The sequence below is a fragment of the Rhizobium sp. PEPV16 genome, assembly GCF_008919455.1.
Lineage (GTDB): Bacteria > Pseudomonadota > Alphaproteobacteria > Rhizobiales > Rhizobiaceae > Rhizobium > Rhizobium leguminosarum_Q.
Genome location: NZ_VSZV01000274.1, coordinates 1 through 18,949, shown reverse-complemented (window position 1 = coordinate 18,949; position 18,949 = coordinate 1). Strand labels below are relative to the sequence as shown.

21 protein-coding genes and 4 pseudogenes are annotated in these 18,949 nt (G+C 62.1%); 11 read left to right on the top strand and 14 right to left on the bottom strand.

Annotation, left to right across the window (positions count from 1 at the left end):
• The 5 genes and pseudogenes from FY112_RS37640 to lgt form a co-directional block, all read right to left on the bottom strand.
• Nucleotides 1–438: pseudogene (locus FY112_RS37640) on the bottom strand (hypothetical protein); the annotation flags it as partial.
• Between the two features lie 91 nt (nt 439–529).
• On the bottom strand, nt 530–1,681 hold the full coding sequence (locus tag FY112_RS12135; RefSeq protein WP_017961468.1) for a Xaa-Pro peptidase family protein: 1,152 nt from the start codon (nt 1,679–1,681) through the stop codon (nt 530–532).
• A 5-nt stretch (nt 1,682–1,686) separates the two neighbouring features.
• The gene (pgeF, locus tag FY112_RS12130) at nt 1,687–2,481 is read right to left on the bottom strand and encodes a peptidoglycan editing factor PgeF (protein ID WP_094088750.1); all 795 of its coding nucleotides are present in this window, start codon (nt 2,479–2,481) and stop codon (nt 1,687–1,689) included.
• Nucleotides 2,482–2,592: 111 nt separating this feature from the next.
• Entirely contained in the window at nt 2,593–3,693 is a 1,101-nt protein-coding gene (locus FY112_RS12125) for a class I SAM-dependent methyltransferase (RefSeq protein ID WP_094088749.1), read from the bottom strand.
• 18 nt (nt 3,694–3,711) lie between these two features.
• Nucleotides 3,712–4,560, bottom strand: a complete 849-nt coding sequence (gene lgt / locus FY112_RS12120; protein ID WP_131624017.1) for a prolipoprotein diacylglyceryl transferase — start codon at nt 4,558–4,560, stop codon at nt 3,712–3,714.
• A gap of 202 nt (nt 4,561–4,762) precedes the next feature.
• Here lgt and FY112_RS12115 point away from each other — a divergent pair, with 202 nt between their 5' ends.
• The 4 genes and pseudogenes from FY112_RS12115 to FY112_RS12100 all read left to right on the top strand — a co-directional run bounded on the left by FY112_RS12115 (nt 4,763) and on the right by FY112_RS12100 (nt 7,096).
• Complete coding sequence (locus tag FY112_RS12115; protein WP_131709464.1) at nt 4,763–5,023, top strand: accessory factor UbiK family protein; 261 nt, start codon at nt 4,763–4,765, stop codon at nt 5,021–5,023.
• Nucleotides 5,024–5,412: 389 nt separating this feature from the next.
• Nucleotides 5,413–5,913, top strand: coding sequence for a YbjN domain-containing protein (locus tag FY112_RS12110; protein WP_003541709.1), 501 nt, complete (start codon nt 5,413–5,415; stop codon nt 5,911–5,913).
• Between the two features lies 1 nt (nt 5,914).
• Nucleotides 5,915–6,742 (top strand): pyrroline-5-carboxylate reductase, encoded by an 828-nt coding sequence (gene proC / locus FY112_RS12105; protein WP_131624013.1) that lies wholly within the window; start codon nt 5,915–5,917, stop codon nt 6,740–6,742.
• A gap of 10 nt (nt 6,743–6,752) precedes the next feature.
• A pseudogene (locus FY112_RS12100) lies at nt 6,753–7,096 on the top strand (tRNA-binding protein).
• Nucleotides 7,097–7,213: 117 nt separating this feature from the next.
• Here the strand turns inward: FY112_RS12100 and FY112_RS12095 are convergent.
• Entirely contained in the window at nt 7,214–7,909 is a 696-nt protein-coding gene (locus FY112_RS12095) for an MBL fold metallo-hydrolase (RefSeq protein WP_151518475.1), read from the bottom strand.
• 287 nt (nt 7,910–8,196) lie between these two features.
• Here FY112_RS12095 and FY112_RS12090 point away from each other — a divergent pair, with 287 nt between their 5' ends.
• The gene (locus tag FY112_RS12090; RefSeq protein WP_131630504.1) at nt 8,197–8,814 is read left to right on the top strand and encodes a DUF1236 domain-containing protein; all 618 of its coding nucleotides are present in this window, start codon (nt 8,197–8,199) and stop codon (nt 8,812–8,814) included.
• 182 nt (nt 8,815–8,996) lie between these two features.
• Nucleotides 8,997–9,266 (top strand): hypothetical protein, encoded by a 270-nt coding sequence (locus tag FY112_RS12085; protein WP_003541697.1) that lies wholly within the window; start codon nt 8,997–8,999, stop codon nt 9,264–9,266.
• A gap of 141 nt (nt 9,267–9,407) precedes the next feature.
• Here FY112_RS12085 and FY112_RS38585 read toward each other — a convergent pair.
• A pseudogene (locus FY112_RS38585) lies at nt 9,408–9,692 on the bottom strand (aminotransferase class IV); the annotation flags it as partial.
• Between the two features lie 221 nt (nt 9,693–9,913).
• On the opposite strand from FY112_RS38585, the gene FY112_RS12075 reads away from it, so the two are divergent.
• The 3 genes from FY112_RS12075 to FY112_RS12065 are packed head-to-tail and all read left to right on the top strand — an operon-like array spanning nt 9,914 to nt 12,508.
• Entirely contained in the window at nt 9,914–10,405 is a 492-nt protein-coding gene (locus tag FY112_RS12075; protein ID WP_017989072.1) for a MarR family transcriptional regulator, read from the top strand.
• Complete coding sequence (locus tag FY112_RS12070) at nt 10,406–11,107, top strand: response regulator transcription factor (RefSeq protein ID WP_011652933.1); 702 nt, start codon at nt 10,406–10,408, stop codon at nt 11,105–11,107. It begins immediately after the preceding gene.
• Between the two features lie 24 nt (nt 11,108–11,131).
• Nucleotides 11,132–12,508, top strand: a complete 1,377-nt coding sequence (locus FY112_RS12065) for an ATP-binding protein (RefSeq protein ID WP_017961457.1) — start codon at nt 11,132–11,134, stop codon at nt 12,506–12,508.
• Here the strand turns inward: FY112_RS12065 and FY112_RS12060 are convergent.
• Nucleotides 12,505–12,963 carry a helix-turn-helix domain-containing protein gene (locus FY112_RS12060; protein WP_080658215.1) on the bottom strand — a complete coding sequence of 153 codons (459 nt, stop codon included), beginning with the start codon at nt 12,961–12,963 and terminating at the stop codon, nt 12,505–12,507. The two genes, FY112_RS12065 and FY112_RS12060, sit on opposite strands and share 4 nt — an antisense overlap.
• A gap of 34 nt (nt 12,964–12,997) precedes the next feature.
• On the opposite strand from FY112_RS12060, the gene FY112_RS12055 reads away from it, so the two are divergent.
• Nucleotides 12,998–13,864 (top strand): oxidoreductase, encoded by an 867-nt coding sequence (locus FY112_RS12055; protein WP_131624005.1) that lies wholly within the window; start codon nt 12,998–13,000, stop codon nt 13,862–13,864.
• A 60-nt stretch (nt 13,865–13,924) separates the two neighbouring features.
• Here FY112_RS12055 and FY112_RS12050 read toward each other — a convergent pair whose 3' ends face one another.
• The 3 genes from FY112_RS12050 to FY112_RS12040 all read right to left on the bottom strand — a co-directional run bounded on the left by FY112_RS12050 (nt 13,925) and on the right by FY112_RS12040 (nt 16,112).
• Nucleotides 13,925–14,371: a BA14K family protein gene (locus tag FY112_RS12050; protein ID WP_151518474.1), complete on the bottom strand. Its 447-nt coding sequence runs from the start codon at nt 14,369–14,371 to the stop codon at nt 13,925–13,927.
• 147 nt (nt 14,372–14,518) lie between these two features.
• Complete coding sequence (locus FY112_RS12045; RefSeq protein WP_003561293.1) at nt 14,519–14,734, bottom strand: cold-shock protein; 216 nt, start codon at nt 14,732–14,734, stop codon at nt 14,519–14,521.
• Between the two features lie 487 nt (nt 14,735–15,221).
• On the bottom strand, nt 15,222–16,112 hold the full coding sequence (locus tag FY112_RS12040; RefSeq protein ID WP_029873306.1) for a DMT family transporter: 891 nt from the start codon (nt 16,110–16,112) through the stop codon (nt 15,222–15,224).
• A 98-nt stretch (nt 16,113–16,210) separates the two neighbouring features.
• Between FY112_RS12040 and FY112_RS12035 the strand changes: the two genes are divergently transcribed.
• Nucleotides 16,211–16,681 carry a hypothetical protein gene (locus FY112_RS12035; protein ID WP_029873307.1) on the top strand — a complete coding sequence of 157 codons (471 nt, stop codon included), beginning with the start codon at nt 16,211–16,213 and terminating at the stop codon, nt 16,679–16,681.
• A 4-nt stretch (nt 16,682–16,685) separates the two neighbouring features.
• Here the strand turns inward: FY112_RS12035 and FY112_RS12030 are convergent, their stop codons facing one another.
• The 3 genes and pseudogenes from FY112_RS12030 to FY112_RS12020 form a co-directional block, all read right to left on the bottom strand.
• Nucleotides 16,686–17,828, bottom strand: coding sequence for a PQQ-dependent sugar dehydrogenase (locus FY112_RS12030; RefSeq protein ID WP_151518473.1), 1,143 nt, complete (start codon nt 17,826–17,828; stop codon nt 16,686–16,688).
• Nucleotides 17,829–17,887: 59 nt separating this feature from the next.
• A complete protein-coding gene (locus FY112_RS12025; protein WP_151518472.1) occupies nt 17,888–18,661 on the bottom strand; it encodes a class GN sortase in 774 nt (257 codons plus the stop codon).
• A pseudogene (locus tag FY112_RS12020) lies at nt 18,651–18,949 on the bottom strand (marine proteobacterial sortase target protein); the annotation flags it as partial. The gene FY112_RS12025 and the pseudogene FY112_RS12020, both read right to left, overlap by 11 nt.

The window sequence follows — 18,949 nt, the reverse complement described above, 5'->3', positions numbered from 1 at the left end:
GGGGGGGAGGGCGGCGGTCTGCTGCGGCTGTTGCGCCTCGGCCGGCGGAGCCGGCTGTGCGGCAAGCTCACCACTGGCCGCCGGCGGGGGCAGCGATTGTCCGTCGATCGGGGCCGAGGCGGCCGGTGAGGAGCCGCTTCTCGACAGGGCGTCTGCCTGTTCCTGCATCGTCGTCGGCGCCGCGCCGGTGCCGGGTCGATAGGCCCGCTGCGACTGATCATAGGCTGGATGGTAGCCGCCCTGCTGCGAGCTTCCCGAGAAGCTCGGCTGGCGGGTGCCTGCCAAGCGCTCGGCTTCGCTCTGCGTCACCGGGCTCGACGGGGCGCCCCCGGAGGAATTGCCGATGTCGACCTGCGGCGTCAGCGCATCGGTCGTGTTGCAGGCTGTCAGCAAAGCCATGACGAACAGGAGCGTGGGCACAATCGCAGCTCGCGTCATCCCTTGGTCCGTCCTTCCCGCAATCGCAATCAGCCCCACCCGAATTTATGCGGGTGGGGACGGTCGTCTGTCAATTCCGGATTCTCACCGGTCAGAGCCCGATGAAATCGAGCGGATGGCGGGATAGCGCGCGCGGCGCATCCGCAGTCGTCAGATAGGTCTGGCCGAGCGTCATCGCCGTGCCCGTATCGGAATCGGCGATGATCATGTGCACGAAGAGCGACATGTTCGGCTCGATCGGCTGCGGATTGCCGACATGGAACATCTGATGCTCCATCCAGGAGGGCGAGAAGCGGGCGCCGAGCGAATAACCACAGGCATTTAGCCGGTGGCGGGCCAGGCCGCGCTCGTCGATGATCCTGGCATGCATGTCGAAGACATCGCCGAAGGTCTGGCCGGGCTTGAGCACGGTCTCGATCGCTTCGATTGTTTCGCGGCAGGCGTTGTATAGCTCGCGGTGGCGATGCGTCGGCTCGCCGATGACGATCGTGCGCATCATGGCGGCATGGTAATGCGCATAGGCGCCGGCCCATTCGAGCGTCAGTTGGTCGTTGGCGTCGAGCTTGCGGCGGCCGGCCTTGTAGCGGCAAAGCAGGGCGTCGGCGCCGGAGCCGATGATGAACTCGTTGGCGGGGTAGTCGCCGCCGCCGGAAAAGATCGCGCCCTGCATGGCGGCGAGGATATCGGCCTCGTCGGCGCCGGGTTTTGTCAGCCGGATCGCGGCATCGAGCGCATCGTCGGCGAGAACGGCGGCACGCTCGACATAGGCGACCTCCGTCGGGCTCTTGATCAGGCGCAGGCGGCTGACGAGGTAGGAGGCGTCGACGATCTGGCCGAAGGTGGTCAATTGCGCGTCGAGCAGCCGGGCGACGCGGCCGGTCATGCCGTGCGTATCATATTCGATACCGATGCGGGCGCCGAGCAGGTCCATCTCGACCAGCAGGTTCTTCAGGTCGAGCGTCGGGTCGGCATTGACCCGGTCGACCCAGATATGGATGTCCTCGAGGATCGAGGTATGCCTGGCCTGGCGAAGATCGGCCGAGCGGGTGATCAGCGCCATGGTGCCGTCGCTCTTGACGACCAGCGTCTGGAAGAAGCAGTAGCCGAAGGTGTCGTAGCCCGTCAGCCAGTACATGCTTTCCTGGGCGAAGAGCAGCAAGGCGTCGAGCTTTTCTTCCTTCATCTTCTCGGTGAGGCGCGCAAGCCGGCTTGCGAATTCGGCCTTTTCGAAGTGCAGTGCCATTCTGCTCAAGTCTCCCTGATTGATATCGCGGAAATCTGGCGGCCGTAATCCGGCTCCTTGCGATGTGTCGTCCTGCGGTAGGAAAAGAAGCGCTCGTTGTCCGGATAGGTGCAGAGGCCGAGGCTTTCCGCACGCACGCCGGCTTTCGTCAACCGGTCGACGGTCAGCGCCGGCAGGTCGAACATGGCGTGGCCGGGCGTTGCGGAAGGCACGAAAAAGCGCTGGTCCTCCGGGTTTTCGGCGACGAAACGCTCGACGAACTCAGGGCCGACCTCATAGCTCGCCTGGCTGATTGAGGGGCCGAGGCAAGCGACGATGCGAGCGCGGTCCGCACCTAGTGCCTCCATGGCGGCGATGGTGTTTTCGAGCACGCCCGTCAGCGCGCCCTTCCAGCCGGCGTGGGCAGCACCGATGACGCGATTGTCCGGGTCGGCAAACAGGATGGGTCCGCAATCGGCGGCGAGCACGCCAAGCGCAATGCCAGGGGTGCGCGTTACCATCGCATCCGCATCGGGGCGGGCGCCGTCGTAATCGGCGCCGATCGTCACGACATCGGGGGAATGGACCTGATGCACGGTTGCCAGCCGCTCGACCGGCAAGCCGAACCAAGCGGCGACGCGACGGCGGTTTTCCAGGACCTTGTCGCGTTCGTCGCTGGAGCCGAGGCCGACGTTAAGGCCACGATACAGCCCCTCCGAAACGCCGCCGGCTCGAGTGAAATATCCGTGCCGGATCGTGGCGCCCGTCGCTTCGTTCAGCAGCGCGCTTTCGATCGGTGCGGGAGAGGCCGCGTCCTGCATCTGTGATTCCGGGGTTTTCGAGGGGTTTGTTATTATCCCAAGCGCATCGCATATGCGGCGCGCTTCAAGTTCTTGTTTCGGGCGGATGTTGAACCAGCCGCGTGCGCCCTGTCAATCCACCGGACGAAAGGGCATGAGATCGAGGGCGGGATAGGAGACCGCCATCACCTTGAAGAGTTCGCCCATCCGGCCTTCACCGGCGCCGGCGAGCCTTTCGACCGCCGCCTGGATGACCTGCTGGGTCTGCGGCTCGCGATCGCGGCCGAGGGCGGTTGCGCGCTCGATGATGCCGAGGCCGGTCAGGAAATCACCCTGATGCAGGGCGCCGTTCAGATGGAGGCCGGCCGCAAGCGCCGTTTCGGCGAGCTGCTGGAAGTCGACATGGCTCGTCAGATCGGCTTCGCCGGGATGGGCGAGCGGCGGGTCGAATTCATGCATGCGCACGGCCTGCAGCGTATCGCCGAAGCCGGTGACGAGATGGCCGTAGTCGATTGTAAGCGCCGTGCCGCCGAAGGCGCGCAGCCGCTCGCAGATCGCCATCATCACCGCCTGGCGGGCAGGCGAGATCTCAAAGAGGGTGCCGACCGGCACGTTCTGCACCGGTTCGGGCAGCAAGGTAGGATCGAGGCCGGCGACGCCGGCGGCGAAAGTCAGCTCGCCATCGGCGTCGATACCGACCATGCGCTCACGGAACCCCGTCGGCATGCGGACGAACTGGCGGATCGGGATGGCGTCGAAGAGTTCGTTGGCGGCAATCAGCGTGAAGCCGGGTGGCACTTCGTCGAAGCCATCGTGCCAGGTGATCTTCTCGCCGTGGGGTTCGAGCGTCTGGCTCTGGATGTCGCGCAGGCGCTCGCTGGTTTCGACGAGATGCACGGTCATGGCGTCGAAAAGCGGTGGAGCGATGCGGGAGATGACGCGCAGCATGTCTGATATCATGGTGCCGCGGCCGGGGCCGATCTCGACGAGGCGGACGTCTGTCGGTGTGCCGTGGCGCTGCCACGCATGGACGATGAACACGCCGATCATCTCGCCGAAGATCTGGCTGACCTCCGGCGCGGTGACGAAATCACCGGAACGGCCGAAGGGCTCGCGGGTGCGGTAATAGCCGTGTTCGGGGTCTGCGAGGCAGAGCGAGAAGTAATCGGTGACGCTGATCGGGCCGTTGGCCTGGATGATCGCCTTGATCTTTTCGCCTAGAGCGGTGGTCATGTCGCGCGTCCTGCCGTTTCAGAGCTGCAGCGCAGCCTGGCGGCGGGCCCGCAGCATCGCCCAGAGGCCAAGCAGGATCATCGGGGAGGAGAGCACCATGCCCATGGTCAGCCAGTTCGTGCCGAGGAGGTAACCGAGCTGGGCATCAGGCTCGCGGAAGAATTCGACGAAGATGCGCGACAAAGCATAACCGCAAACGAAGACGCCTGTAATGAAGCCGGGGCTTTTCAGCGCGCGCATGCCATAGACGAAGGCGGCCAGCACCAGGAGCAGAACGATGCCTTCGAGGCCAGCTTCGTAAAGCTGGCTCGGATGGCGGGCGAAGGGACCACCGGTCGGGAAGGCCACGGCCCAGGGCACGTCGGTCAACCGGCCCCAGAGCTCGCCATTGATGAAATTGGCGATGCGGCCGAAGAACAGACCGAAGGGAACGACGGCGGCGACGATGTCGAACAGGCTCCAGACCGGGATGGCGTTGCGGCGGGCAAAGAGGATCATGGCGATCGTCGTGCCGGTCAGGCCGCCGTGGAAGGACATGCCGCCATTCCAGATCTCGAGCGCACGGACGGGACTGCGCAGGACGGCGGGGAGATCATAGAAGAAAATATAGCCGAGACGACCGCCGAGGACGACGCCAAGCGCTGCCCAGACGATGAAATCGTCGAGCTGCGTCTTTGATATCGGCGAGACGTTGCCGGGCCAGAGACTGTCATTGGCGGCGATGCGGCGTGCATAGGCCCAGCCGAGCAGGATGCCGGCGACGTAAGCGAGACCGTACCAGTGAATCGCCAGCGGACCGATCGAAAAGGCGATCGGATCGATATCCGGGAAAGGCATGATGGCAAGGAGATCGGCTGCTGTCGGCAAGATTTTCCACCTGTTGAGTTGCGCGGAACATGCCGCTGCGATCCCGGACGGTCAAGTCCATTGTTCGTGATGGCCCATTCCCGGCCGGTTCCGGCAAGCTTATCCCGTGTAAAGCGCTTGCATCGTCGATGGCGAAGCCCTACCTCAATCCTCGAGGCCCTGAAGGGCTGAATTTCACCTCATGCGAAGGGAGAAAAACGCCATGACGACCGGAACGAACCGCATCATGGACGAATTCGCCAAGCTGATGACCGATGCGGCCGGTGCCGCCCAGGGCGTCCGCAAGGAGATCGAAACCGCCTTCAACGCCCAGGCCGAGCGTTGGCTGAACAGCATGGACATCGTCAAGCGCGAGGAGTTCGAGGCCGTGCGCGAGATGGCGATCAAGGCACGCGACGAGAACGAGGCGCTTGGCGCCCGCATCGCAGCACTCGAGGCGAAGCTTGCCGGCGAGGGCGCTTAAGTCCCGATACGACACAGATGCGGCGTTGCCTTCATGCCACACGCCGCATCTTCCGTAAAAAAACCAGGTGAGTTTTCCACCTGTGGACACTGCCAAAAAAGCCAATTCGCAGAGTCGCTTATTCTCCCTTCTGAATTGAATTTCGAAGAGCCTTTCCACAGTGGCCGGTCCTATTTTCCGTTCAGGGGGCTGGCAGGGGACCAGGGGCGCTATACACTGATTTTAAATGATGATTCGAAGCGACGTGGTAAGCTCCGGGCAGGTTATCTGCGTTAAGTCTGGCAGCGGTTCAACGATCATCCGAGTGGTGGTTCCGGTATTTTGCGTGTGTCTTTCTTGTGTTCGTACACCAAGTTAGGTCGCATTCGTTCCGGTCAAGAAGGTGCTGCATGAACCTGATGGAATTGGAAGTCGAGCGTCAGTCGAACCCGGTCGATATGATCGAGTACGTTGCCTCCAACAACGACTGGTCGTTCGAACGGTCCGGCGAGGACGAGATCGCTATGACGGTCGAGGGCCGCTGGACGGACTACCACGTCTCCTTCTCCTGGATGGAGGAATTCGAGGCGCTGCACCTTGGCTGCGCCTTCGATATCAAAGTTCCCGACATCAGGGTCAACGAGGTGGTCAAGCTGCTCTCGGCGATCAACGGGCAGGTGCTGATGGGTCATTTCGACCTCTGGCGCCAGGAAGATGTCGTCATTTTCCGCCAATCGCTGCTGCTTGCCGGCGGTGCGGAGCCTACCAATCGCCAGGTGGAGGTGCTGCTTTCCAGCGCGCTTGACACCTGCGAAGCTTACTTCCAGGCATTCCAGTTCGTCGTCTGGTCCGGCATGGAAGCGACGAAGGCGATGGAAGCCGTGCTGTTTGAAACGGTTGGCGAGGCTTGAGATGCCGACGAAGGCTTTCTCCTCGACACATCCCGTCATTCTGATCGGTGCCGGAAACATGGGCGGGGCGATGCTCTCCGGCTGGCTGAAAAGCGGCGTTCCGGGCTCGGCCGTCATCGTTGTCGATCCGGGCCCGTCGCCGGCGATGCTTTCGACGATCAACGAGGCTGGCGCGACCCATCTGACCGCGCTTCCTACGGATTTGAAGGCAAGCGTGCTGTTTCTGGCGGTCAAGCCGCAGGTGATGGAGACGGTGCTGCCGGCGGTGAAGAGTGCCGTCGGGCCGGACACGGTCGTCGTCTCGGTCGCGGCCGGCAAGACGCTCGGTTTCCTCGAGAAGCATCTCGGCAAGGCCGCCATGGTGCGGGCCATGCCGAACACGCCAGCCATGGTCGGGCGCGGCGTTACCGGTGCTTTTGCGAATTCAGGGGTCAGCGATCCGCAGCGCGAACGCGTCCATGCCCTTCTGCACGTCTCGGGGCCGGTCGAATGGGTGCCGGCGGAAGCCGATATCGATGCCGTGACGGCGCTTTCGGGCAGCGGTCCGGCTTATGTATTCTATCTCGTCGAATGTATGGCGGAGGCAGGCCGTAAACTCGGCCTGCAGGCGGACCTCGCCATGCGTCTTGCGCGGGAAACAGTCGCGGGGGCTGGTGAACTCATGCACCAGTCCCCCGACGACGCTTCGCGGCTGCGGGAGAATGTGACCTCTCCCGGCGGCACGACGGCGGCGGCGCTCGCCGTGCTGATGGCCGAAGACGGCATGCAGCCCTTGTTCGACGCAGCCCTTGCGGCGGCGCGCAAGCGAGCCGAGGAACTGGCTGGCTGACGGAGACCATATGGCAGAAGAGATCACCTACGCCGATTTCGAGCGTGTCGATATCCGCGTCGGCACGATCATCGAAGCCAGCCCCCCTTTCCGGAGGCGCGCAAGCCGGCGTTCAAACTCCTGATCGATTTTGGTCCTGACATCGGCATCAAAAAGTCCTCAGCGCAGATCACCGTGCATTATACGACGGAAAGCCTGATCGGCCGGCAGGTGCTCGGCGTCGTCAATTTCCCGCCGCGCCAGATCGGGCCGTTCCGCTCGGAAGTGCTGACGCTGGGTTTCGAAGATGAGAACGGCGCGATCGTGCTTGCTGCAGTCGGACAGCCGGTGCCGAACGGCAGAAGAATGATGTGAGCGCGAGCTTACACTTAAAGCGCGTCGCGTCGAATCGGATTCATGCCACGCGCTTTAAGTCTTTGTTTTATGCAAGTCGTTATCCCAAAACCGCTGCGCACTTTTGGGCGACATGCATTAGTTGTTCCGGGCTTCGCCCGACGTGGCAGGATCGGATCCTCCACGAGGTCTGATCTCCTGCAGGAATGGATTGCTTCGCCGCTCGTCGCCGATGCGGCTGCCGGGGCCGTGGCCGCAGATGAAGCCGACGTCGTCGCCGAGCGGCAATACCTTGTCGCGGATCGAATCGAGAAGCTGCTGATGATTGCCGCCGGGCAGGTCGGTGCGGCCGATCGAGCCGTTGAAAAGCACGTCTCCGAGATGGGCAAAATTCTGCGCACGGTTGAAATAGATGACGTGGCCGGGGGCATGGCCGGGCGTGTGATAGACTTCGAATTCATGGGCGCCGAAAGAGATCTTGTCGCCATCCTTCAGCCAGCGGTCGGGCACGACGTCGCGCAATCCTGATATGCCGTATTTTTCAGCCTGCGTTTCGATCCGTTGCAGCAGCGGCAGATCGTCCTGATGCGGGCCGACCACGTCGATGCCGAGGGCCTCCTTCAATTCACTGGCGCCGCCCGCATGGTCGAGATGGCCGTGTGTCAACCAGATTTCCTTGATGGTCAGGCCGTACTGGGCAATCGCCTGCAGGATGAGCGGCACGTCGCCGCCGGGATCGACGACGACGCCTTCCTTGGTATCGGGATCGAAGAAGATGGTGCAGTTCTGCTGGAAGGGTGTCACCGGAATGATGCCGGCCTGGAGCATGCCCATATGTGCCTCGCTTCGTGTCTCTGTTGCTTCGGGTATAGTCCGAAACCACGGCAAGGACAGCCGGAATCTTCCGCCATGGCGGCCTGCCTCACGGCAAAAAGACGGACTGAAACAAGAGTTTATGCCTCTCTTCGCCATTGTCGTAGAGCGGAAAAATCGATTTTTCTTCAATTCTTCAAGGCACTTGGATGAAATCTCCCACAAGCGGCGTTTCGCTGGGCGGAGTGCCGGGGAACATCGTGGAACCCCGCGCGTTGTCAGCCCATCGAAACCAAGGAGACGCTCATATGACCTTGAAGAGAAACATTCTGTTGGCTGGAGCCGTGCTCCTGGCGAGCGGCGGTCTTGCGCAGGCGGAGATGATGGCGACAACGGTCAATGATCTCAACGTTCGCGCCGGCCCAGGCCCGCAATATCCCTCGGTCGGCCTTGCCACCCGCGGCTCGACCGCGGTCCTCGACGGCTGCATCGAAGGCAGCCGCTGGTGCCGCGTCGACGTCAACGGCATGCGCGGCTGGGTCTATGCCGATTATCTGCAGGTCGATCATGGCGGCACCTCTGTTATCGTCGAACAGCACCGCGCCGAGATCGGCGTTCCCAGCGTGACTTACGAATCGACCGCGAGTGTCGTTCCGGCCGATCCGCAGCCGGCACCGGGCGACGAGTTGCTCGGCCCCGTCGGTGCGGTCGAGACCATCACCCCACCGGAGACAGTCCGCACCTACATCGAGACCAATCCGGGTGAGACGGTGCAGCTCGGCGGTGACGTCGTCGTCGGCGCGGAAGTGCCTGCCGATGTCACCTTCCAGTCGATCCCGGATTACGAGTATCGCTATACCAGGATCAACGACCGGCCGGTGCTGGTCGATCCCGGTACACGCCGGATCGTCTACGTCTATCAGTGACGTGATCGACAGAAACGAGGCGAGGCGGACGTCGGACCGCCTCGTTCCGGGGCGCTTCTCCCTGCCTTAATCCCGCATCGGTTGATTTTTCTTAACGCTTTCCTCCGAAATATGATAATATACTAATATGCCGAAGGTTCGGCATGGATCGGCGGTCGGGGAGATCGCCAGAGGAGGAAATCATGGAAGCGCTACTTCCGCTCATCACCCAATTGATTGCCGGTGCAATCGGCGGCAACGCCGCGAGCGCCGCTTTGAAGCAGCAGGCGATCAATGTTGTCGCCCGTACGATCGCGGGTGCGATCGGCGGCGTTGCTGGCGGTATGCTGCTCAGCATGGTCGGTGGGGAAGCGGCTATGACCGGCCTGATCGCCGACGGCATCGGCGGCTTGATCGGCGGCGGCATTCTCTCGACGCTCGCCGGACTGGTCATGGCACGCGCGCATAGATAAAAGGCCCGACGGGTCTGTATCTACAGCGCCGCGCGTCTTTTCGAGAGCCGCAAAGGACGCTGTAGCACTTTGAACTGCTGCATCCTTAAATCGATTCCGATTTAAGGAATTATGCGATAGCCGGACCGATTGCGTGAGGTCTTATTCGGCGGCGACCACCGCCGGATAGACTTCCTTCATGTGGTCGTTCATCCGTGTTTCGAGATCGTCGACGGCGTGAAGCGATACGGGCCGATTTCGGAAACCGGGTTGATGACGTCTGGCGGGTGATACCGTTCCGAAAGCAATCCGGGGTCGGCGTGTGAATGACGCCATCCTTGATGAAGAAGATGTTGGCGCCGGTCGCCTCAGTGACCTGACCGAGATAATCGAGCATCATCTCCCCCAGACTCCTCCGGCGCTTCACGCGCCATGCCTGTTGATTGTTGTCCCCATTACGTTTTATCCACAGACGCAAGGGGAAATCGCGTATTGCGTCGGAATGCCGAACGGGCCTTGGTTTCCAGGGAAATGCCAGGGAAATGAGAGACCGTACGGGGCTCCCGCAGAGTTCGCGGAAGCTAATAGCGACGCAAATTTATGTCAATGAGGCTGACATATCTTCGCTAAAGCTTCCGGCAGCGCGCGGAAAAGAAAGGAAATGCCGAGTGTCACGACAGACCGGCCCGAAAGCAGGCAAGCCGGAGCCGCTAGCCACGCCGATGGAAGATACTGATATCATCGATTTCGAGATCATCGAGCTGTTCTTCTTCGCCTATCGCGACTTCGTTTCCGATCCTGACGCTATCCTCGAAAAGAGCGGCTTCGGCCGGGCGCATCACCGCGTCGTGCATTTCGTCAACCGCAATCCCGGCATGACGGTAGCCGATCTTCTCGAAACGCTGAAGATCACCAAGCAGAGCCTTGCAAGGGTGCTGAAACAGCTGATCGACTCAGGCTATATTCGCCAGGTGGCAGGTCCTGAAGACCGGCGGCAGCGTAAGCTCTATCCGACGAAATCGGGGCGTGAGCTGGCGCTTGCCCTTGCCGAGCCGCAATCGCGCCGCATTGAGCGGGCATTCGAAGGGGCTTCTGCGGAGGTGCGGGAGGGCGTAAAAGCTTTCCTCAGCGGCATGCGGGACAGACAGAAGGCGGATTGAATGGCGGTCAAGACAGATATTTCCGATGATGCGGCGCACTTGCTGGTGGTCGATGACGACTCCCGCATCCGTGCGCTGCTCAATCGTTATCTCGCCGAGAACGGCTTCCGCGTCACCGTCGCCGCCGACGGCGCCGAGGCGCAGCGCAAGCTTGCGGGTCTCGACTTCGACCTGATCATCATGGATGTGATGATGCCCGGCGAATCCGGCATCGAGGTTACCCGCGGGCTTCGCGCCATCAAGAACGTCCCGATCATCATGCTGACGGCGCTGGCAGAATCGGGCAACCGCATCGAAGGCCTTGAGGCGGGCGCCGACGACTATCTTTCCAAGCCCTTCGACCCGCGCGAACTGGTGCTGCGCATCAACAACATCCTGCGCCGCAACGCCGGCGGCGAGGGACCGAAGATCGAACAGGTGATGTTCGGCCCCTACACTTTCTCGCTGACCCGCAAGGAGCTGAAGAAAGCCAGCGAGGTGATCCGGCTCACCGACCGCGAGCAGGAGATCATGCTGCTCTTTGCGCGGCGCGCCGGCGACACGATCCCCCGCCATGAACTGATCGGCAACGATACCGAAGTCGGCGAGCGGACGATCGACGTGCAGATCAACCGGCTGAGGCGTAAGATCGAGGACGATCCCGCCAATCCCGTCTGGCTGCAGACCGTGCGCGGCATCGGATACAGGCTGAGCATCGACTAAACTCAAGGTTCGGGACCGGCGCTGATGGTGACGATCGAAAGCTTGCGGCGGGAAGACCGCACTTCTGCGCCGGGCTGGCGCTCGATCGTCCGCTGGCTGCGCCGGCGGCTGCCGACCGGACTTTACGCGCGCTCGCTGCTGATCATCATCATTCCGATGGTGCTCCTGCAATCCGTCGTCGCCGCCGTTTTCATGGAGCGCCACTGGCAAATGGTAACGGAGCGGCTGTCGCTTGCGGTTACCCGTGACATCGCCGCGATCATCGAGATCATCGAGACCTATCCGCAGAATTCGGACTATAGCGAGATCATCCGCATCGCCCGCGACCAGCTCAGCCTGCAGATCTCGATCGAGCCGGACGGCGACCTGCCGCCACCGCGCGTCAAGCCGTTCTTCTCGATCCTCGACGGCATCCTCAGCGACGAGATCACTGACGAGATCCATCGGCCTTTCTGGATCGACACGGTCGGCAACTCGAACCTCGTCGAGATCCGCATCAAACTCGACAACAAGATCCTGCGGGTGCTGACCAAGCGCAGCCAGACCTATGCCTCGAACACGCATATCTTCATCGTCTGGATGGTCGGCACCTCGCTGGTATTGATCGGCATCTCGATCCTCTTCCTGCGCGGGCAGATCCGGCCGATCCTCACCTTGGCGCGCGCAGCCGAAAGCTTCGGCAAGGGGCAGAAGCCCGATAATTTCTATCCGCGGGGCGCTGACGAGGTCAGGCGCGCCGGCCTTGCCTTCATTCTGATGCGCGAGCGAATCGAACGACAGATCGAGCAGCGCACCGCGATGCTCTCCGGCGTCAGTCATGATCTGCGCACCATCCTCACCCGCTTCAAGCTGCAGCTGGCGCTGGCCGGCGACAATCCCGACCTGCATGGCCTCAACGACGACGTCAACGACATGCAGACTATGCTGGAGGCCTATATGGCCTTCGCACGCGGCGAGGTCGAAGAGGATGTCGGCGAGCTGAGACTCAGTGAGATCTTCGCGAAGCTGGAATCCGATTTCGCCCTGCACGGTAAAAAATTCAGCTATTCGATCGAAGGCGATGACGATATTTCCGTCAGGCCGAACGCCTTCATGCGTCTCGTCACCAACCTTGCCTCGAATGCGCGCCGGTATGCCGATAGGCTCGACATCGAGGCCAAGCACAATGCCAAATGGCTGACCGTCATCTTCGACGATGACGGGCCAGGGATTCCCGAAAAGAACCGTGAGGACGTGTTCAAGCCGTTCTTCCGGCTGGATACGGCGCGCAATCTCGATGCATCAGGCACCGGGCTCGGCCTCGCGATCGCCCGCGACATCGCCCGCAGCCACGGCGGTAACGTCACGCTCAGTGACAGCCCGCTCGGCGGACTGAGGGCAACGATCCGCATCCCGGCTTAGCCACGGGCGGCCGTCAGCTTCACGGCTTTGCGTGCATCGAAATCGTCCAGGTGTTCGACGATCCAGCGCCAGAGCGATACGACCTGCATGAGGAGGTCGTGTCCGAGCGGCGTCAACTCATATTCGACGCGCGGCGGCACTTGGGGATAAAGCGTGCGGATGACGAGGCCATCCCTTTCGAGGGTGCGCAGCGTCTGCGTCAGCACTTTCTGGCTGATGCCCTCGACCCGCTCCAAAAGGCGCGAGAATCGCAGGGGTGCGCCGGCATCGGAGAGCACATGCAGAATGCGCAGCGGCCATTTCGCCGCCGCCCGTTCGATCAGTTCACGGGCCCGCCCATCCTGTTCGTCCGTCATGCTGTTGCAGAAATCGAACATGTCGCTGCTCACGTCAGTTACCTCAAGGTGTGTATAGATCGTCTGGGTACCTTCTTTCGATCGGATACAATAGACCATACATGAACCGGGAACCAAAGAAGGAGGGTTTCCGATGTTCAGAGTCTGGTTGATAACAGGGAGTTCGCGCGGTCTCGGCCGGGCGCTGGCGGAGGCGGTATTGGCCGCCGGCGACAATCTGGTGGCGACAGCGCGCGACCCCGGCCAGCTTGCCGATCTTTCCGAACGGTATGGCGATCAGGTGCTGACGCTGGCGCTTGACGTGACCGACGAGCCGGCGGCAGCGGCGGCAGTCAAGGCGGGTGTGAAGCGGTTCGGGCGCATTGACGTTCTTGTCAACAATGCCGGCTACGGCAATGTCGGCTCGATCGAGGATACCAGCCTTACCGATTTCCGGGCCCAGATCGAGACCAACCTCTTCGGCACGATCATCATGACCAAGGCAGTCATCGCCTTGATGCGCGGGCAGGGAGCGGGACACATCATCCAGTTCTCATCCGTCGGCGGCCGGATCGGACCTGCCGGGCGCGGCGCCTATTCGGCGGCGAAATTCGGTGTCGAGGGTTTTTCCGAGGTGCTGGCGAAGGAGGTCGCGCCATTCGGGATCAAGGTGACGGTGATCGAGCCCGGCGGCTTCAGGACCGATTTCGCCGGCTCCTCGACGGTGCTTGCCGAAGGGCGGCAGGACTATGCGGAGACGGTCGGCGCCACGGTGCGCTTCCAGCGTGAATATGATGGGCGCCAGCCTGGCGATCCTGCCAAAGCAGCTGCGGTCGTCATCCACGTCGCCGGTCTCGACGAACCGCCATTCCGGCTGCTGCTCGGCAGCGATGCGGTCCACAATGTCGAAAAGGCGGATGCGGCGCGTATCGAAGCCGATCGGATGTGGCGCACCGTCAGCGTCTCGACCGATTTTGATGCAGAGGCCGAGTCGCTGCCCTGGAAAAAGAAGGCCGGTTGACCCAGGCAAAACAAAAGCGCCGCTGAAAAGCGGCGCTTTGCATCAGGGATATTCGACGATTCAGCCGGCGGTGCAGAAGTGGCTGCGACCGTCATTGCCGATATAGGTGCCGCTGCGCGGATCGAAGGTGCGGTAGCGGTAGGAGCAGTAACGCTGCCATTGCGGCGACCAGGGCTCCACCGCCGTGCGGACCGGCGCGTAATATTGCGGCTGATCGACATAGACGCGGCGGGGCGCGCGATAGACCGGAGCGGGCTCGTAGTAATCCGGCTCGTAGGCCGGGTCGATGTAGCGGCGCTCGTCGTAAACCGGACCGTTATTGGCGTTGGCGATGGCCGAACCGACGATCAGGCCGGTGGCAAGGCCGACGGCGCCGCCAACCCAGGCATCGTTGTTGCCGTGATCACGGCGCCAGTGGCGGTCGCGGGCCGACGCTTCACCGATGGCGGAAAGCGTGAGCGCGGCAGCGGTAGCCGTCAGCAGAAGGGTCTTGGCGAGCCTGTTCATAAGTATAAATCCTAATCCCGGGAACCGAACGCCGGTCCCTTTCTCGATGGTCACAGTCGTACAGATTTTTAGCTGAACGAAGGCTGAACGACAAAACCCGGCATTGCTGCCGGGCTTCAACTCGAATTCGCCAGCCTTGTTAAGGGTTCAGCCCGCAATCTGCAGATTGACGGCCTTCGGGCCCTTGCCGCGGCGATCCGGCTCCGTGTCGAAGCTTACCTTCTGGTTTTCCGTCAGACCGGCCAGGCCGGAGGCCTGAACGGCAGAAATGTGAACGAAGATATCGGCGCCGCCCCGGTCCGGCTTGATGAAGCCGAAGCCTTTGTCGGTATTGAAGAATTTTACAGTGCCAGTCTCTGCCATGCCTCAGGTCCTTTTCTCTCTGCCCGCCATCCACACGGGCAGCATCATAGCATTGCCTCCCGGCGGGAGGTGTTGGCAGGCAATTCTTGAAATTTGAGAAAAAGGTCCCCTCTACCTCGGCCTGTTCCAGGCAGGACTTTCGCCCGCCATTTTCGGAACCGGCTGACCGGGATATTAGCGTTCCCGGCGCGCAAATACTTAAGGACTTCCCATGCTCGCAAAATGCCCGAACGCGCTGAGAGTGCTGCGTTTAAAGGATTTTGGCAAGCAAAAGTTTTTTAACGTGTCGTTCCTGGCACACCCCTGCCGATATCCAATTTGCGCAAAAACGCGAAAATTTCCTTCGCCGATAGGGAATGATTAACGTTTTATATCGTCTGCAATATAAGTTCCGAGCAGATTTTCCCAAAAATGCAACGTGAACGCGTCTCCCGCGGCAGATGAATTTTTTTTCCGACGGGTGACTCACCCATATTTGGACGCGTGTTCACGTGGCTGGCAGGCGTCGGCGGGTCAATCCCGGCACGAGTTCGACCACAAGCATAGCGATAAACATCAGCGCGCAACCTGCATAACCTGTTACCGGCATCGTTTCGCCGAGCAGTAGGGCTGCAAGCGAGGCACCGAAGAGCGCTTCGGAAGAAAGAAAGATCGCGGCCTGCGAGGGCGTCGTGTAGCGCTGGCCGATCACCTGCAGCACGAAAGCCACGCCCGAGGAGAAGATGCCGACATAAAGGATCTCCGGCGCCGCGGCCTGTATTGCCGAAAGGCTGACAGGTTCGACGGCTACGGCAACGGCCAGCGCACAGACTGCGGTGACGGCAAATTGCGTGGCGGACAGCGCGAGCGGCCTTCCGGTCTCGGAAACGGTCGTGCCGGCAAGGGTGATCTGAATCGCCCAGAAGACGGCGCAGATGACGGTCAGCAGATCGCCAGGTGTCAGCGCCGAGAGACGGCCGCCGGACAGGAGATAGATGCCGGTGACCGCCATCAGCGCCCCCGGCCAGATGATCCAATGCGGGGCACGGCGCAGGAAGAACACGGCGATAACAGGCACGAAAACGACGTAGAGGCCGGTGATGAAGCTGGAATTCGTCACCGTCGTCGTCTGTAGGCCGACCTGCTGCGTGGCTGCGCCGCCGAAAAGGGCAAGGCCGATCAGGATATAGAGCTTCGCATGGCGCGCGCTGGTCTTCTCCTTTGCCTTGCGCGCTTCAAAAAGGACGAAGGGCAGCACGGCCAGGGTGGCGACGGCAAAGCGCAGACCGATAAACCAGAAGGGGCCGATCGCCTTCATCGCCGTCGACTGCGCGACGAAGCCGCCGCCCCAGATGGCAGCTGCAAGCAATAGGAGGAGGTTCGCCTGAACGCGCGTCATGTCGTCCTCGATGGGAAGGAGATGTGCCCGAGCGGTTAGCAGTTGTGTTTGCTTTCGGCAAGGGTGAAGACTTGGTGCCGGTTGACGGAGGTGAAGACATGCGAGGCGAAGAACGGAAGCCGGCCGGCGGTGCGGCGGTAGCTGAGACAGCAGGCTATTCCGGCACGCCGCTCGTCAGGAAACTCGGCCTCGCAGAGGGGCAGGCAGCCGCTCTTCTCGGCATTCCCGAATCGATCGGCGAAATCAATGGTTTCGACGGTTTTGCTTCGGTCGTCCACACGCTTCCCGAGACGCCTCAACGTGCATTCGACTATGTGCATCTGTTTACGACAGAACGTGCGGCGCTGGAGGCCATCGCGCCCGCGCTTTTTCGCGACCTGAGACCGGACGGTATGGTCTGGATCTCCTGGCCGAAGAAGAGTTCACGGGTTTCGACTGACATCACCGAGGACGTGCTGCGGGAGGTTCTGCTCCCAACTGGCCTAGTCGACGTCAAGGTCTGCGCCGTCGACGAGATCTGGTCCGGGTTGAAATTCGTCATCCGCAAGGAGCTGCGCGGCGCGTTGTGAAGTCTCAGCCGTTACGGGCTTGTGCCCTGGATATCCTGAGCAGCGCGCCGTTGTCCTCATCCGTCACCATCAGCAGGGCGCCGTCGGGGGCGACGACGACGTCGCGGATGCGGCCGTATTCGCCCTCGAACAGGCGCTCTTCGGTGACGAAGGCGCCGCCGTCGTCGCGCTGCATGCGCGAGAGCAGTTGGAACTTCAGCGCCGCGACGAGGAAATTGCCGTCCCATTCCGGGAACATGGCGCCACGATAGACGACGAGGGCGCCTGGTGCGATCGAAGGATCCCAGTAATGGAGCGGCTGTTCCAGCCCGTCCTTGGCGGTGCCTTCACCGATCTCGGCACCCGAATAGTCGCGGCCATAGGTGATGATCGGCCAGCCGTAATTCTTGCCGGCCTCGGGCTGGTTGATCTCGTCGCCCCCGCGCGCGCCGTGTTCGACGGTATAGAGCTTGCCATCCTTGGTGTCGAAGGTGATGCCCTGCGGATTGCGGTGGCCTTTCGACCAGATTTCCGGCAGCGCCTTGCCTCCGTCCTTGAGTGGATTGCCGGCAGGGATGCTGCCGTCGGCATTGATGTGGATGATCGAGCCGGCATCGTCCTGCCAGTTCTGCGAGCGGTCGCGGTTGCCGCGATCACCGACGCTGATGAACAGCGTACCGTCTGCGGCAATCGCGATGCGCGAGCCGTACTGGATGTTGCCCGAGGTGAAGCGCCGCATAGTGAAGATAGGCGTCACGGCGTCGAGTGTTTTCTCGTCCGTGGAAAGCGTGGCGCTGAACGCTTCGGTGCCGGAGCCCCAGCTGTTGGCGATGGCGGCGGTGAAATAGAGTTTGCGAGATGTCGCAAAGTCCGGCGCGAGCGCCACGTCCATCAGGCCACCCTGGCCACGGGCACTGACTTTGGGCACGCCGCCAATCGGGCCGGAGACCTTGCCGTCGCGGACGATGCGGATGCGGCCCGGCCGCTCGGTGACGAGATAGGCGCCATCGGGCAACACCTCGACTGCCCAGGGATGTTCGAGGCCGTCGGCGAGCTTGTCGACACGGACGGCGAGTTCCTGCGTGTTGACGGTTTCGGCCGCATCAGCGGACACCGTGCTGAACAGGACCAGCGCTGCTGCGAAATGGAAGGCGGACATTCTCTTCATCTTGCATCCCCGTCGTCTATCCAGGCTGAACGTGGAGCGGGCAGGGGAGAGCTTCAACCTTATTCGGTCTGCAATAACGGCTTTGTGTTCGGTGGCTGAACCGAGCCCGTTGCCTGGTCGTCGACCAGTTCTGCCTCAAGGATGTAGCGCAGCGGCCCGCGTTCGGTTGCATTGAAGGGCCAGCAGGTGGTCAGCACCAGGCGGTGGCCATCGGAGGAGGGATCGATGCCGTTGGCATCCCACGGGGCGATGCGGCCCTCGCCGGCCTTGAAGGTCAATAGTTTGCCGTCGCGGCGAGTGACCTCGATCGTATCGCCGGGCCTTATATATTGCAGCCAGCGGAAATGCGTGTCTCGATGGGCGGCGATGACGGAGGTGCCTTCCTCGCCCGGTTGCGGCGTGTTGGCGAGCCAGGCCGGACCGAAGGCCAGAGCCTCGCCAGAGGCGCCGGAGAGCACGATCGCCTCCTTGCCGAGGCGCGGGGCGCGCACCTTGGCCTCCGTGGTGAAATCCGCCCAGGGCCAGGGTTTTGTCTCTTTCCCCTGAAGCTCCGCGGCGAAGGCGCGTTTCAGCAGGATTTGGGAGAGCTCCGCTTTCGCCTTCAGCAGGAAACCGTCGCCGATCAGCGCCAAGCCATAAAAGGCAAGGCCGGCGATGGCAAAAGCGATCGCCTTTTCGATCGAGGAAAGACGCCAGAGGAAGAAGCCCTTCCGCTGGCGAGGCTTCGGCATGTCGTGGGCCGTGGCGGCGGCCATGGCGAGTTCCAGATAGGTCGGAAGCGGCTCGAATTCGGCCGCTTCCTCGTTCTGGCTTGCGAAGAGCCTAGAGACCATTTCGCTTGGCTCCGACCGCGATAATGCCCTTGAGGCGTCGCCGCCAGACGGCCAGCCCGCTTGCCGCCGTCAGCGCCAGGAGCAGCATGGTCAACCCGCGGATGATCTGCTCGTCGGCACGCGTCGCTGTCTGCGGCAGGTTCACGGTCGAGCTCTTCTGCGCGATCATGGTGGCGGCCTTGGCGGTCGGGGCTGCGGCCATCATGTTTGCGATCTCAGGCGATGCGGCAAGTGCCTGTGTTTCGGCTGCAGCCTGCTCCGGTCCGGCGTTTCCTGCCGGCGTAGCCG